The 14,139-nt window shown below is 69.0% G+C and carries 12 protein-coding genes and 1 tRNA gene; 8 read left to right on the top strand and 5 right to left on the bottom strand.

The window, feature by feature from the left end:
- The first annotated feature begins 115 nt into the window (after positions 1-115).
- Entirely contained in the window at positions 116-916 is an 801-nt protein-coding gene (locus ACIO3S_RS02900; protein ID WP_400459208.1) for a cobalt transporter, read from the top strand.
- 24 nt (positions 917-940) lie between these two features.
- Here the strand turns inward: ACIO3S_RS02900 and ACIO3S_RS02895 are convergent, their stop codons facing one another.
- Entirely contained in the window at positions 941-1,516 is a 576-nt protein-coding gene (locus ACIO3S_RS02895; RefSeq protein ID WP_400459205.1) for a TerD family protein, read from the bottom strand.
- A gap of 198 nt (positions 1,517-1,714) precedes the next feature.
- Positions 1,715-3,196 carry a cellulase family glycosylhydrolase gene (locus ACIO3S_RS02890; RefSeq protein ID WP_400459201.1) on the bottom strand — a complete coding sequence of 494 codons (1,482 nt, stop codon included), beginning with the start codon at positions 3,194-3,196 and terminating at the stop codon, positions 1,715-1,717.
- 158 nt (positions 3,197-3,354) lie between these two features.
- On the opposite strand from ACIO3S_RS02890, the gene ACIO3S_RS02885 reads away from it, so the two are divergent.
- Positions 3,355-5,715 (top strand): phosphoribosyltransferase domain-containing protein, encoded by a 2,361-nt coding sequence (locus ACIO3S_RS02885; protein WP_400459198.1) that lies wholly within the window; start codon positions 3,355-3,357, stop codon positions 5,713-5,715.
- Positions 5,715-6,557: a ribokinase gene (locus tag ACIO3S_RS02880; protein WP_400459195.1), complete on the top strand. Its 843-nt coding sequence runs from the start codon at positions 5,715-5,717 to the stop codon at positions 6,555-6,557. Before ACIO3S_RS02885 ends, ACIO3S_RS02880 begins: the two co-directional genes overlap by 1 nt.
- On the opposite strand, the gene ACIO3S_RS02875 is transcribed toward ACIO3S_RS02880, so the two are convergent.
- On the bottom strand, positions 6,554-7,447 hold the full coding sequence (locus ACIO3S_RS02875) for a GNAT family N-acetyltransferase (protein ID WP_400459192.1): 894 nt from the start codon (positions 7,445-7,447) through the stop codon (positions 6,554-6,556). The two genes, ACIO3S_RS02880 and ACIO3S_RS02875, sit on opposite strands and share 4 nt — an antisense overlap.
- 116 nt (positions 7,448-7,563) lie before the next feature.
- On the opposite strand from ACIO3S_RS02875, the gene ACIO3S_RS02870 reads away from it, so the two are divergent.
- On the top strand, positions 7,564-8,460 hold the full coding sequence (locus ACIO3S_RS02870) for a virginiamycin B lyase (RefSeq protein WP_400459189.1): 897 nt from the start codon (positions 7,564-7,566) through the stop codon (positions 8,458-8,460).
- A 63-nt stretch (positions 8,461-8,523) separates the two neighbouring features.
- Here the strand turns inward: ACIO3S_RS02870 and ACIO3S_RS02865 are convergent.
- Together ACIO3S_RS02865 and orn are read right to left on the bottom strand one after the other, a co-directional pair.
- Positions 8,524-8,599 (bottom strand) — tRNA-His (locus ACIO3S_RS02865).
- 48 nt (positions 8,600-8,647) lie between these two features.
- On the bottom strand, positions 8,648-9,295 hold the full coding sequence (orn, locus tag ACIO3S_RS02860; protein ID WP_350842792.1) for an oligoribonuclease: 648 nt from the start codon (positions 9,293-9,295) through the stop codon (positions 8,648-8,650).
- Between the two features lie 125 nt (positions 9,296-9,420).
- Here orn and ACIO3S_RS02855 point away from each other — a divergent pair, with 125 nt between their 5' ends.
- The 4 genes from ACIO3S_RS02855 to ACIO3S_RS02840 all read left to right on the top strand — a co-directional run bounded on the left by ACIO3S_RS02855 (position 9,421) and on the right by ACIO3S_RS02840 (position 14,138).
- Positions 9,421-10,179, top strand: a complete 759-nt coding sequence (locus ACIO3S_RS02855) for a DsbA family protein (RefSeq protein ID WP_400459186.1) — start codon at positions 9,421-9,423, stop codon at positions 10,177-10,179.
- A 1,367-nt stretch (positions 10,180-11,546) separates the two neighbouring features.
- The gene (locus ACIO3S_RS02850) at positions 11,547-12,308 is read left to right on the top strand and encodes an FkbM family methyltransferase (protein ID WP_400459184.1); all 762 of its coding nucleotides are present in this window, start codon (positions 11,547-11,549) and stop codon (positions 12,306-12,308) included.
- A gap of 9 nt (positions 12,309-12,317) precedes the next feature.
- Positions 12,318-12,734: a limonene-1,2-epoxide hydrolase family protein gene (locus ACIO3S_RS02845; RefSeq protein ID WP_400459182.1), complete on the top strand. Its 417-nt coding sequence runs from the start codon at positions 12,318-12,320 to the stop codon at positions 12,732-12,734.
- A gap of 78 nt (positions 12,735-12,812) precedes the next feature.
- On the top strand, positions 12,813-14,138 hold the full coding sequence (locus ACIO3S_RS02840; RefSeq protein WP_400459180.1) for a hypothetical protein: 1,326 nt from the start codon (positions 12,813-12,815) through the stop codon (positions 14,136-14,138).
- Position 14,139 lies beyond the last annotated feature (1 nt).

The raw sequence follows: 14,139 nt of genomic DNA, 5'->3' as shown, positions 1-14,139 counted from the left end.
CTGAGATCTGGTGAACGTGGCCGAGCGGCGTTGTCGACGCCCGTCTGTCCGGTGGGTAAACGCTTGCCGCAGCCGTATCCGGCGGCGGAACTCTGTGCCATCGTTTGCGTCTGACATGGACGACTTCTTCACGGGTGACTGGTTCGGCGCGGCGGCTCTGGTCGAGCGCGTGCAGGGCTATCTGGACGAGCCCGGCATCGCTGCGGCCGCCTTCGTGCTCGCCTTCGCCGCCGGCGCTGCGCATGCGATCGCGCCGGGCCACGGCAAGACCCTGGCGGCGGCGTACCTGATCGGCGCGGAGGGCCGGGTGCGCGACGCGGCCTGGCTGGGCGGCTCGGTGGCGGTGATGCACACCTTCTCGGTGCTGGTCATCGCGGTGGCGTGGGCGTTCTTCTCGCTCTCGGATCTCGTACGCCTGGAGAACCTCACCGCCGGGCTGCAGATCGTCGCCGGGGTGCTGATCATCGGCACCGGGCTCTGGCTGCTACGCCGGCACTGGCGTGCTGCCCGCTCGGGGACCGGACACGGGCACTCCCACGGGCACTCCGCCGAGCACGGGCACGGACATGGGCATGGCCACGGTCAGCCAGGCGTACGCCGCCCCGGCATCGTCCTGCTCGGTATCTCCGGCGGCCTGACCCCGTCCCCGGGGGCCTTCCTGGTCCTGGTGACCGGCCTGTTCGCCGGCCGCTCGGCGTTCGCGCTGCTGCTGGTGATCACCTTCGGCCTGGGCATGGCGACGATCCTGTTCGGCGTCGGCCTGCTGGCCCTGGCCGGCAACAACCTCGTCGTCCGCGTCGCCGAGTCGAAGGCCTACCTCCAGGTCGCGGCGAAGGTCACCCCGATCCTGGCCGCGCTCGGCGTCACGGTCCTCGGTGCAGGCCTCACCGTCGTCGGCGTCGGCGCACTCGGCTGACCGCGATCCACGCAGTCTGAGCGGTCAGAGTGTCGGGGCGATCGAAGGCAGCAGGTCCTGGAACGTACGTCCGTTGCCGATCTCGCCCAGCGCGGTCATCGCCCAGCCACCGTCCTGACGGCTGACCTTGGCCATGATCTCCGCGGTGTGCGGGCCGGTCTGGCTCACGTCGAAGCGGGCGATCTCGGTGTGGGTGTTCTCGTCGACCAGTCGGCAGAACGCGTTCTGGATCTGGGCGAAGCTCTGCCCGGTGAAGGAGTTGATCGTGAACACGATCTGCGCGACCTCCGCGGGCATTCGGTCGAGGTGGACGATGATCGACTCGTCATCGCCCTCGCCGGCACCGGTGCGGTTGTCGCCGGTGTGGACGACGGCGCCGTCCCTCGACTTCAGCTGCCGGAACCAGGCCTGGTCGAGGTGGGCGCCGGCCGCGTCGTAGAGGATCGCGGAGGCGTCCATGTCGACGTCGGCCCCGCGGAACCCGCCGAAGAGGCCCTTTCTGACCGCGTCCCAGCCGAGCGCTATCCGTACGTGCGTCATGCTGCTGCCGTCACCGGTGGTGAGCGAGACCGACTGTCCCTTGGCGAGCGAGACGGACAACTGATCCTCCGATGGCTGGACCGACGCGGACGCGACCAGCCTAGTGGCCATCGCCTCGATCTCGTCCCGGTTCCGCCGTCATGGCACGCACCGGGCGGCGTTGCCCCCGCTCGAAAGACCCCGGTATGCCTTCGCGGGGGCGCCTTGCCCAGCACGCACCCTGACGACGGAACCGGGACGAACTCTCGGCTCAGGCCACTAGTCAATCGTGACGGTCACCGGCTCGGTTCCGGTCGCCTCGACCAGGATCCGGTGGTGCTCGGCCTCACCGACCACCCGGCCGCCCTCGACCGAGATGTCCGGCCCGGACTGGTAGTGGAGGGGGCTGACGAAGATCTCGGTCGGCTCGTCGACGTCGGCGGCGGGCTCGTAGGTGTAGCTGAACGCACCGGTCTCCGGGTCGAAGGAGAGGTCCATCGGCGTCCCGGCCGTGGCCTGCGGGTAGGTGCGGACCAGCGTACGCAGCTTCTCGGACTTCACCGTCGAGAGATCGGCGTCGTCGGTGAACATGCCCTGGCGTCCGTCGGCGGTGGTCGGGTCGTCCCAGTGCTTGTAGGCCCAGTGCATCCAGGAGGTGAAGTGGTCGTCGGCCGAGGCGGTGTCGATGGCCAGCAGCTCGGTGTTGTCGGTCGCGCCGAACTCCGACATCAGGTTGGTCGCACCCATCGTCTCGGCCTGCTCGAGCGCCTTGCGGTTGTGCGTCTCGTCGTAGTCCTGGCAGCCGCTGACCCCGGTCGGGATGCCCTGGGAGTCGAGATAGCCGTAGGGGCAGTAGCTGTGCCAGGAGTAGCCGACCTGGTCGTCGTCGGCCGGCCCGAAGCTCGAGTTGGGGACCTGGTTGGCGAGCAGCTGCGACTCGTACCAGACGATCCCGTCGGGGTCGGACCGGCGGATCGCCGCCGTCGCCCTCTCGTACGCCGGCTGGAACTCGTCCCGGTAGGAGCTCGCGCACCCGGTGATCGGGCAGGTCAGCCACTCCCGGCCCGCCCACGGCTCGTTGATGAGGTCGTAGCCCATCGAGTAGGGCTGGTCGCCCCACCGCTGTGCGACCGCGCCCCAGGCCGCGGCCCAGCCGTCCTGGACGCCGTTCTTGTTGGCCCAGAAGTTGTCGTAGACGGTGGCCAGCTCGGGCGTGATGTACGTCGCCGGGAAGGACAGCTTGATCGGCGGGTGCAGGTTGTAGGGCGCCGGTCGCTTCGCTGCCCAGTCGGGCACGCCCTCGCCGCCGTAGGTCTCGTGCCACATGTCCTGGTGGAAGTCGTACTGCATCCAGATGCCCTCGTCGGCGAGCAGGTCGATCACCCGCTGCCAGTCGTCGAGGTAGTCCTCGTCGACCTGCCCGGGGGCGTCCGGGGTCACGCCGGCCCACAGGGTGCCGATCCGGGCGCCGTTGAACCCGTGCTCCGCGAGCCATTCCGCGTCGGCCGCGGTGAAGCCCTCGGGGGAGTCGGGCGGGACGTACGGATCGTGCTTCCAGACCAGGTTCTGCCCGTGCACCAGCACGATCCGGCCGTGCTGGTCGACCAGCCAGCGCCCCTCGCGGGACAGCCGCGGCGTCTCCGCCGGGTCGGCAGAAGGGTCGGCGGCGGCCGGGCCGACGGGGCTCAGCAGCGAGGTTCCGAAGGCGAGCACAGCCGCCGCAGCGGCAACGATGGCGAAGCTTCCCGAGCGACGTGACATGTGCGGAACCTAGTGCTCTCCATCACATCCGGCAAGAACATGTTCTCATTCCGGACGGCGGTCCGGCCGTCGGGGCTGTTGGGGAGAGACCCGCAGTGGACAGGGGCGGCCTCTCTGCGGTTGAGTCAGGTGAGGAGCATTGGGGGAGAATGTCACCTGTGAGAGACGAAGCGAGCGGCTGGTCAGGCACCTGGGTGGCCGAACGTCTGGGCGTGCGTCTGCGGACGACCGACGCGCCGAGCGGGATGATGCTCACCGATCTGGTGGGCCTGGCGGTGCGACGCAACCCACGCCGGGCGCAGCTCCTCGTCTCCTCCGTCCTCGGCAAGCACGTTCCGACCGACCCGCGTCTGGTGACCGACGCCGGTCTGCGTCTGGGCGCCAAGGCGCGCGCTGCGGTCACGGGTGACGCGGTGGTCCTCGGCTACGCCGAGACCGCGACCGCACTCGGCCATCTCGTCGCCGACGCCCTCGGGGCGCCCTACCTGCACTCCACCCGCCGGGTCGTCGACGGCATCGAGTCCGTCGCGGACTTCTACGAGGAGCACTCGCACGCGACCGCCCACCGGCTGCTCCCCGCCGACCCCGCCTTCCTCGCCCGCGCCGACACCCTGGTGCTGGTCGACGACGAGGTCATCACCGGCAAGACCGTCGTCAGCACCATCCGGGCGCTGCACAAGAAGTTCCCGCACAAGCACTACGTCGTGGCCGCGCTCGTCGACCTGCGCTCGGAGGCCGACCGCGGCCGCATGGAGCGCTCGATCAAGCGGCTGCGCGCGACCTTGGACGTGGTCTCCCTCGCGAGCGGCGAGATCGAGCTGCCCGAGGACCTCGCCGACAACGGCAACCGGCTCATCGACACCGTCGAGAACCTCCGTCAGCTGGCCGGCGTCGAGACGAGCCAGCGTCCGCGCGGCGAGGTCGTCCAGGTCGTCGCAACCTGGCCACGCGCCGTCCAGGAGGGTGGCCGCCACGGCTTCGCGCCCAGCGCCGCCGGCTCCTACGAGTCGGCCGTCACGGTGACCGCCGCGGCCGTCGCCGGCCGCATCCCCGACGGCCCGGTGCACGTTCTCGGCACCGAAGAGCTGATGTACGCACCGCTGCGGATCGCCTCTGCGCTGGCGGACCGGCGCGCGGCCGAGGGCCGCCGCCACGAGATCACCTACTCCACGACCACGCGGTCGCCGGTGCTCGACGTCGACGACCCGGGCTATGCGATCCGCACCGCGATCACCTTCCCGTCCCACGACGCCCCGGCCGACGGCGACGGACCGCGCTTCGCCTACAACCTGCGTGAGGGCGTGTTCGAGACGATCGTGCTGGTGGTCGACGAGCCGGCCGACACCCCCGCGTTGCACGAGGAGGGCGGCCTGGTCGACCAGCTCGCCCGGCTCGCGCCGCGGGTCGTGGTCGTGACCATCCCGGCGTACGCCCCGGAGCCGCGCCACGACCAGCCGGCCCGGCAGCTGCCTGCTCCTCTCCACGGGCCGGCCTTCGGCTCCTACGACCGCGACGACGTCGCCTGGCTGCTCAAGGACCTGTCCGCGGACACGGCCGAGGCACCGGCGGAGGAGCATGCGGAGGCTCACCGGGAGCTCTTCGACGAGGCCTTGAGCGCATCGGCCCAGCGGGTCGCGTACGCCATCGGCCTGGTCACCGAGCAGGTGCTCGCCAGACGCGGGCAGGATGCCGTGCTGGTCTCCCTGGTGCGTGCCGGCATCCCGATCGGGGTGCTGATGCGGCGCTGGGTCCAGCGCGTGCACGGGCTCGACCTGCCCCACTACGCGATCTCGATGATCCGCGGTCGCGGCATCGACCAGACCGCGCTCGCCTATCTGGCCGCCCACCACGACCCCGCTCAGGTGATGTTCGTGGACGGGTGGACCGGCACGGGCGCGATCGCCCGCGAGCTGGCCGCGTCGGTCGAGAAGGCCAACTCGACGCTCGACGCCCATCTGGCCTCGCCGTTCTCCCCGGAGCTCGCGGTCCTCGCCGACCCGGGCCGGAGCGTGGCGGTCTACGGCACCCGCGAGGACTATCTGATCCCGTCGGCGTCCCTCGGGTCCACGGTCTCCGGCCTCGTCTCGCGCCCCATCATCGACGACGACCGGGTCGGCCCCAACGACTTCCACGGCGCGGTGTTCCACGCCGAGCTGGCGCCGGCCGACGTGTCCAAGAAGTTCATCGACACGGTCGCGGCCCGCTTCCCGATCGTGCGCACCAAGGTGATGCTCGACCTCGGTGCCCACCTCGGTGGCGACCACACCCCCACCTGGGTGGGCTGGGACGCGGTCGAGGAGGTCGCGGAGAAGTTCGCGGACGGCGACGTCAGCCTCGTCCAGGCCGGCGTCGATGAGACCCTCCGGCTGCTGCTTCATGGCAAGCCGGCGAAGATCCTGGTGGACCCGGCCCATGACGCCGACGTGAGTCAGGTGAAGAAGCTCGCCGAGGCGCGCGACGTGCCGGTGGAGCGCATCTCCGGCCTGCCCTACTCCTGCATCGGTCTCGTACGTCCCTGATGCCGGTGCGCCCGCCACAGGACCTGGTCGTCGTCGGGAGCATCAACGTCGACCTGACGGCGCTCGTCGAGCGGTTGCCCGGTGCCGGAGAGACCGTCGGTGGTGGTCGGCTGCGCCGCGACGTCGGCGGGAAGGGTGCCAACCAGGCGGTCGCGGCGAGTCGGCTGGGAGCGGGGGTGCGGATGGTCGGCGCCGTCGGCTCCGATGCCGACGGTGCCTGGGCGGTCGAGACGATCCGGGCCGCCGGGGTCGACGTCGCCGGCGTGTGCGTCACCGACTCGCCGACCGGGACGGCGCTGATCGCGGTCGACGCGGCGGGGGAGAACCAGATCGTGGTGTGCTCCGGCGCCAACGCGTCGGTCGGCGCCGACGGGATCTCGGTCGGGGCGGACGAGGCGGTGCTGATGCAGCTCGAGCTCTCCTTGGAGGTGGTCCGCGCCGTCGCCGCCCGGGCGTCGGGCTTCGTCGCGCTCAACGCCGCTCCGGCCCAGCCGCTCCCGGCCGACCTCGTCGAGCGGGTGGACCTGTTCATCGTCAACGAGACCGAGTACGCCGCGATGCCCGAGCTGCGCGCGGCCCGGCGGGTCGCGGTGACCTACGGCGCCTCAGGCGCGGCGATGATCGCCGACGGTGTCGAGACCGCTCGCGTGCCCGCCGCGCCGGCGCCGGACGTGGTCAACACCGTCGGCGCCGGCGACGCGTTCTCCGCGGCGCTCACCCTCGCGATCCGGGCCGGCGCACCGGACGAGCAGGCGCTGCGTACGGCCTGCGCGGTCGGCGCCGCCGCGGTCGCGCACCCCAGCGCCCAACCGCCGCTGGCGCGGCTGGAGACGTACGCCTAGGCCAGCTCCTTCCGGAAGAAGTGGGTGGCGTGGGGGTTGTCGTTGTAGCGGTCGATGCGCTCGTAGCCGGCCCGCTCGTACATCCCGATCGCCTCGCTGAGGACGTCGCGCGTGTCCAGGCGTACGACCGTGTGGCCCAGCCGCAGCGCCTCGGCCTCGAGGTGGCGCAACAGGCGTGAGCCGAGACCCGCGCCGCGCCAGGCGGGGTCGACCCACATCCGCTTGATCTCGCCGGTGCCGTCGAACTCGCGCACGCCACCGCAGGCGACCGGGGCGCCGTCGCTGGCGGCCACGAAGAACGTGCCGTGGGGCGGTCGCAGGGAGGGGTCGTCGCCGAAGCCCTCGTCGCCGACGGTGAACCCGAAGCGGTCGCCGATCTCGGCGAAGTAGTGGCCCACCGCCTCCTGGGCCATCGGGTCGCGCGGGTCCACCTGCTCGATGGTGATCGTGGCCGCGCGGACCAGGAGGTCGGCTGTCGCCAGCGCCTCGTTGAGACGGTCGCGCTGCCGCTGGGTGAGCGGATCGAGCAGCAGGTGGGCGCGCTCCTCGGAGCGGCGCTCGAGGTCGTCCCACTGCTTGAGGCCGTCCTCGGTGAGCGCCACCAGCCGGCGCCGGCCGTCGGAGGGGTCGCGGTCCGTCGCGACGTACCCCTTGGTCTCCAGCGTCCGCAGCATCCGGCTGACGTAGCCGGAGTCGAGGCCGCCGAGCCGGGTCCTGAGGTCCTGCACCGTGGGGGCGGAATCGGAGTCCGAGGCGGCGAGCCCGATCTCGTAGAGGATCCGAGCCGTGCCATAGGGGAGACCACTGCCGAGGAAGGAGTCTTCGAGCGCTCCCACCCGACGGACGTAGCTCATGTTGAACTTGCGCATCACCGAGGTGTCCACTGTCATATACCTGACTTTAGTCAGGTAATTCCTGGATTCCAAGGATGGTCCGAAAACTGGTTGTTCGGGCCTCGCTGCGCGGCGAGAGTGGGAGCGCCGAAGCCGAACGGAGAGAGGTACGTATGACATCCGAGCAGCCCGGCCGCATCACCGAGCACCCAGTGCCCGGCCGTGGCCCGTACGCCATCGCCCCAGGTCCGGATGATGCGCTGTGGTTCACCCTGGAGGGCAGTGGCGAGATCGGCCGCCTCGTCCCGGGGGAGTCTCCTGCCACTTTCTCGCTGGCGGCCGACTGCGGTCCGACGATCATCGCGCCCGGGCCGGACGGCGCGCTCTGGTTCACCGAGACTCGCGCCCACAGGATCGGCCGGATCACCGTCGACGGCGTGGTGATCGAGTACGCACTGCGGGAGTGCGGGCCGTACGGGCTCGCCGCCGGTCCCGACGATGCGCTGTGGTTCACGGAGATGACGACCGACTGCATCGGACGCATCACCACCGACGGCACGGTCACCGAGTTTCCGCTCCCGATCACCGAGGCGTTCCCGTCGGCGATCGTCGCCGGTCCGGACCAGGCGCTGTGGTTCACCATGAACCGAGCCAACGCGATCGGCCGAATCGACCTGCGCGGCGAGGTCACCGTGCACGACCTACCCACTCCCGACGCGGCGCCGGTCGGCATCACGCTCGGCCCCGATGCTGCGCTGTGGTTCGTCGAGATCGCGGCCGGCCAGATCGGCCGCATCACCGTCGACGGAGAGATCGCCGAGCATCCCCTGCCCGACCGTGGCGCGCGCCCGCACGCCGTCGTCGCCGGCGCCGACGAACTCTGGTTCTCCGAGTGGGGCGGCAACCGGGTCGGCTCGATCACCGCGGCCGGCGTGATCGAGTCCGTCGCGCTGCCGACCCCGAACTCCGAGCCTCATGGACTCACCATCGGGCCCGACGGTGCCCTCTGGGTCGCTCTGGAGCACGGCGCGCTCGCCCGCGTCTCGCTCGGCATCAGCGAGAGAAAATGATGAAGGGCGAGGTTCAAACCCGACCAGAGGTTTCCCTCTGGTGGAGGTTTGAACCTCGCCATATGGGGTGAGCGACGGGGCTTGAACCCGCGACCCTCGCGACCACAACGCGATGCTCTACCAGCTGAGCTACGCCCACCATCGGCTCGGACAGCGCATGTTCGAGCCAGCAAGAATCATAGGGGAATCAGGCCGGATCTGTGGAATCGGGGGTGGCCACCGGGTCGCCGAGGCCGGTGATCGAGGCTCCGTGCCGGCCGGCGATCTCCTTCGCCGCCTCGGAGTCCGGGCCGGGCATCGGCACGAAGACCGCCTCGCGGTAGTAGCGAAGCTCCTCGATCGACTCCTGGATGTCGGCCAGGGCGCGGTGGTTGCCGCGCTTGGGAGGCGCCGAGAAGTAGGCCCGCGGGAACCAGCGGCGCGACAGCTCCTTGATCGAGGAGACGTCGACGTTGCGGTAGTGGAGGAAGCCCTCCAGTTCGGGCATGTCGCGGGCCAGGAAGTTGCGGTCGGTGGCCACCGTGTTGCCGCCCAGCGGCGGCCGGGAGTCCTTGCCGCAGTGCTCCCAGACGTACGCCAGGACCTGCTCCTCCGCCTCGCGCATCGGCACACCGTTCTCGAGCTCGACCAGCAGGCCGGACTTGGTGTGCATGTCGCGTACGAAGTCGTCCATCTGCTCCAGCGCCTCGGCCGGGGGCTTGATGATGATGTCGACCCCGTCGCCGAGCACGTTGAGATCGAAGTCGGTGACGAGGGCTGCCACCTCGATGAGCGCATCGTGCTCGAGGGACAGCCCGGTCATCTCGCAGTCGATCCAGACCAGACGTTCGTTCAGTGAAGCCACCGCAGCACCATAACGCTGCTGCTCAGCGGCTTCGCGGAGGGTTAGGAGACGATGTGATAACGGTTCCCATGGCGTGGTTTCAGCCTGCGCTCAGGAGACCGCCCTATGTTGGTTCCATGAGCACGGATTCAGCCAGCAGCCCCTCGCGCAAGGAGAAGCGTGAGGCCCGCGCTGCCAAGGCCGCCGCGGAGCTGGAGGCTCTGCGCAAGAAGCAGGCCCGCAAGTCGATCCTCACCGTCGCGGCGGTCGTCGTCGCCATCGCGGTGATCATCGGTGGGCTCGTCTGGTTCAGCGTGAACCGCTCCGGCGACGACAAGGTCACCGCCGTCGAGGCCGGTAGCAGCGAGCACGGCCTGGTGATCGGTCCCGACGATGCGCCTCACAAGGTCGTCATCTACGAGGACTTCCTGTGCCCCTACTGCGCTGAGTTCGAGGCTGCCACCCGCGAGGACCTCGCCGAGCTCGCGGCCGACGGCAAGGTGCAGGTCGACTACCGCCCGTTCGTGCTCCTCTCGAGGCTTGGCCCTTACTCCGAGCTCGCCACCTCGGCATTCGCGGTCGTCCAGGAGGAGGCCGGTAGCGAGGTCGCCAAGAAGTTCCACGACTTGCTCTTCGAGAACCAGCCCAGCGAGTCTGGCCCCTTTCCTGAAGCCGCCAACCTCGTCGACCTCGCCGTCGAAGCGGGTGCGTCCGAGGCCGCTGTCAAGGACCGTATCGAGAGTCTTGACGGCAAGGCGTGGGCTGATGCTGCCACACGGGCGGCCGCCGACAGCGGAGTCAACGGCACTCCCACCATCCTCCTCGACGGGAAGCAGTTCCAAGAGGGCAACACGATGGAGGACATCGCCGATGCGTTGGTTGAGCAGATTTCCTGATCTGCTGGAAGCGCTAGGTGCGGAGCGCAAGAGAGGCTTGCGCGGGATCGTGAGTGCATGAAGACCCGAGGGCCGGGTGACGTAGACTGGAATCTGGTCTCGAACCGCTTCGCGGTTCTGCGTAGTTCTTGACCGAACGGTTCTCGTATCAGGTTCGATTGGAGACTGCCAAGCAGCCGCGCCGATCAGGCATCGACGTCGAGCGCCGCCACTTGGGGATGTTCCTGCAATGCGAATAGATGCAGAGCTATTCTCTGCGAAGCCGGGTTGGCATCCACGTACCGTGGCGAAGTGGCTAGAGGAGCCGCTATCGATGCCCATTGGTCAGGTTTCGGGTTTGCTTGCTTCAGAGATCCAGGGGGAATTTTGCGTTCAACTGCTAGGGTCATCGTCGTAGTTGTTGCGACGGTTCTAGGTGTCTTTTCGCTTGCCTCGCCTGTTCATGCGGAGGCGTACAAGACGGAGTCGGCGTGTGGCTCTTCGGGCCGCGTCCACAACACGACTCGCCTAACGGCGTTCGCCGGCCACCATGTGGAGATTAGTGAGCGCGCCTGCCACAACGGTACTTTCATGAAGTGGGCAACGAATCCGAGAATATCGTTCCCAAGCCGCCCTAACCCAGCTGCTCCCTTGGAGAGTGTCAAGGTGAAGCAGAAACCCTTCATCTACTCCAAGAAGAACTGCGTTGGCCACCCTTGCCGAATTACGTGGCGGTTCACTGTCGAGCAGGGAATCAAGGGTGCCCCAGTGCAGGAGTTTGTGTTCTACTACCGCGTGTATCCGGCGTACACGCAGTTGTGTCTAGGTAAGTCCTGTAATAAGAAGCGCTGGTCGGCGGGGTAGGCTCTAGCTCATGACTCGACAGATTCAATTCTTCTTCAGTTTCGTCGGGATCCTTCTCATGACCTACTTTGCTGCTGCTGGCCTGGTGACTGTCGTGCTGGCGCTCGCGCAGTCCTAGCAAGGATCCGTCTGCAGGCAGGGTGGGCAGGTCTCCCGATCCGGAGACCTGCCCGAAGGTCGTGTTTGTGCGCCGCGCACGGGAACCTCGTGACGGTGCCGTACTTTGGCTCAGGTTTTCCACGGCGGCCCCGTTTCTTGATCATCGAGAGGTCGCGCTCCTGCGACGTACTCGGCGATTGGGTCACAGGTGGCGCACTCCTATGGCGGGAAACTAGGGCCGAGCGTCCAAAGAGTTTATAAGTGGTTCAATCGGGCCAAGGCAGGGACATGCTGCGCGCCGTACTCGTCGACTACAGGCTTGCGGCCTGATCCGCGTTGCCAAAGGTTCGGCTGGCGTTTCCGTAGGCACTTTAGGGTTCGGCGACGGCCGACGGCGGCTGGATCCCTAGGCGAAGGTGCTCGAGATGGCGTACGCGACGACCGAAGACGGGCATCGGATCTATGTGAAGCCGACGGATCCGCGGGCTCTGGGCCTGATCGCGAACAAGGGGCGGATCATCCGGGGCTCGCTCGAGCTGTGGCGGGTGGCGCTCGGCCTGCACCCCTGGCAGACAGTGATCGACATCGGTGTGAACTACGGCGAGATGCTCGTCGGGGTGGAGATCCCCGAGGGTGTGGAGCTGATCGGGTTCGAGCCGAACACCTCGCTGCACAAGGTCCTGCGCAAGACGCTCGAGACCCGCGGGATCAGCATCGACCTGCGCGCGCAGGCCGTCGCCGACAAGCCCGGAGCCGCGCGGTTCGCGGTGGATCGGACCTGGTCGGGGACGTCGTCGCTCTACGACGAGCGCCACGACGGCTCGGCCCGTTGGCAGCTGCGGGAGGTCGAGGTCACCACGCTCGACGAGGTGCTCGGCGACCAGCGGCGTCCGTTCTGCGTGAAGGTGGACGTGGAGGGCTTCGAGCGGGAGGTCGTCGACGGCGCGGCGAGGTCGCTGGAGGGCACGGAGCACTGGGCGCTGATGCTCGAGATCGAGCACATGGACCGTGGCTACCTCGCCGAGCTGGCCAGGACGCGCGACGTGTTCGTGAAGGAGAAGGACTCGACCACGCTGCGTCGGGTGCCAGGCGGACGGGTCGCCGTCGAGGAGCTTCTCGACGACCCGGCGCTGCACCGGCAGGACTGTCTGGTCCTGAGCCCGCCGCTGGCGGCTGAACAGCGATAACGTGGCGGCATGACCGAGATCCAGATCGTCGAGCAGTTTCTGGCCGCCCTCGAGACGGGCGACGTCGACGCGGCGCTGCTGCTGTGTGCGGACGACGTCACCTACCAGAACGTGCCCCTCCCGCCCGCGCGTGGCCTCTCCGACGTCGGGCGCCAGCTGCGGGTCATGGGGAAGTACGCCACCGGCTTCGAGGTCCGGATGATCAACATCGCGGCCAACGGCCCGGTGGTGCTCACCGAGCGCATCGACGTGCTCAGTCGCGGCTCGGTCTCCGCCGATTTCTGGGTCTGCGGCACATTCGAGGTGCGTGACGGCAAGATCGTGCTCTGGCGCGACTACTTCGACTGGACGACCTTCATCGCGGCGGGCGTCAAGGGCGTCGGCCGGGCGGCGTTCGGCGCGATCCGGAAGGCCGTCGGCCGCTGAGTCGTTGTGCGCAGTGCACGAGGCACATCGTGCGCTGTTCTTGTGACGCCAGTCACAGCGAGCCCTACTCTCGGAGACATGCCTCGTGCGTCAGCCGCTCTCCTCGCCCTGCTCCTGACCGCTTCCGCTCTGGTCGCCTCGACCGGCACGGCGCTCGCTGACCCCGAACCACCCGGTGACCAGCCGCTTCCCGGCTACACGATCAGCAACCCGCCGGTCGCGCCGATCGTCGTCGATGGCCAGGAGACGACGGTGCGCCAGGGCGTGCACGAGCACGCCGCGTACATCCTCGAGGTGCCGGCAGACTGGAACGGCGAGCTGGTGATGTGGGCCCACGGCTACCGCGGGCTCAGCTACACGCTGACGCCCGAGACACCGGGGTTCGGGCTGCGGCGTACGTTCCTCGAGCAGGGGTACGCCTGGGCGGCGTCGAGCTACTCGACCAACGGCTACGACGTGGGCGCCGGGGTGCGCTCGACCCGGGATCTGGCGACGTACGCCTCCGAGCTGCTGCCGCGGAAGGCCACCCGCACCTATGTGACCGGGGTGTCGATGGGCGGCCATGTGATCGGGCGGTCGCTGGAGCAGTATCCGGGCTTCTACGACGGTGCGATGCCGATGTGCGGGCAGCTGGGGGATGTGGAGCTCTTCGACTTCTTCGTCGACTACAACCTCGGCGCGCAGGCGCTCGCGGGCCACGACGCCTACCCCTACACGAAGGACTACCAGAGCGTCGACGTCCCGGTGATCAAGGAGCGGCTCGGGCTCGGCGGCACGCTGACCCCGGAGGGCGAGCAGCTGCGGGCGATGACCATCGAGCGCAGCGGCGGTCCGCGGCCCGGCGCGGTGGCGGCCTTCGGGCAGTGGAAGGACTTCCTCTTCACGCTGCCGTCGGTGGACGACGGTGGCACGCTGGGCTTCAACATCGGCCGGGTGGCGACCAACCGGGACACCGTCTACACCCCGAGCTCGCCGGTCGACCTCAACACCGAGATCGAGCGGGCGGACCCCACCGATCCGGCCGGGCGCTACAGCCACCGGCTCAACGCCCCGTCGCGGATCTCCGGCCGTCCCACCGCCCCGGTGGTGAGCCTGCACAACCTCGGCGACATGTTCGTGCCGTTCTCCCTGGAGCAGATCTATGCCCGTGAGGTGGCCCGCCACCACCGCGACGGTCTGCTCGTGCAGCGGGCGATCCGCTCGGCCGGGCACTGCGAGTTCAGCCCCGCCGAGGCCTCGGCCGCCTGGGGCGACCTCGTCGACTGGGTCGAGCACGGTGACCGTCCGGCCGGCGACGACGTGCTCGACCGGGCAGCCGTCGCCGCACCCGACTACGGCTGCGCGTTCACCGATCCCACGGCATACGGAAGCGGCTCGCGTCGTCTCTACGCGCGCTGCCCCTGAC

The sequence above is a fragment of the Nocardioides sp. NPDC087217 genome (assembly GCF_044744805.1).
In the GTDB taxonomy this organism is placed as follows: domain Bacteria; phylum Actinomycetota; class Actinomycetes; order Propionibacteriales; family Nocardioidaceae; genus Nocardioides.
This window is presented reverse-complemented; position numbering and strand designations above follow the sequence as displayed.

Bases quoted from the DNA above. Each gene is read 5' to 3' on its own strand.
- ACIO3S_RS02900 (WP_400459208.1), top strand. From the start codon at position 116: ATGGACGACTTCTTCACGGGTGACTGGTTCGGCGCGGCGGCTCTGGTC.
- ACIO3S_RS02890 (WP_400459201.1), bottom strand. From the start codon at position 3,196: ATGTCACGTCGCTCGGGAAGCTTCGCCATCGTTGCCGCTGCGGCGGCT.
- ACIO3S_RS02880 (WP_400459195.1), top strand. From the start codon at position 5,715: ATGCCGGTGCGCCCGCCACAGGACCTGGTCGTCGTCGGGAGCATCAAC.
- ACIO3S_RS02875 (WP_400459192.1), bottom strand. From the start codon at position 7,447: ATGACAGTGGACACCTCGGTGATGCGCAAGTTCAACATGAGCTACGTC.
- ACIO3S_RS02870 (WP_400459189.1), top strand. From the start codon at position 7,564: ATGACATCCGAGCAGCCCGGCCGCATCACCGAGCACCCAGTGCCCGGC.
- ACIO3S_RS02855 (WP_400459186.1), top strand. From the start codon at position 9,421: ATGAGCACGGATTCAGCCAGCAGCCCCTCGCGCAAGGAGAAGCGTGAG.
- ACIO3S_RS02850 (WP_400459184.1), top strand. From the start codon at position 11,547: ATGGCGTACGCGACGACCGAAGACGGGCATCGGATCTATGTGAAGCCG.
- ACIO3S_RS02845 (WP_400459182.1), top strand. From the start codon at position 12,318: ATGACCGAGATCCAGATCGTCGAGCAGTTTCTGGCCGCCCTCGAGACG.
- ACIO3S_RS02840 (WP_400459180.1), top strand. From the start codon at position 12,813: ATGCCTCGTGCGTCAGCCGCTCTCCTCGCCCTGCTCCTGACCGCTTCC.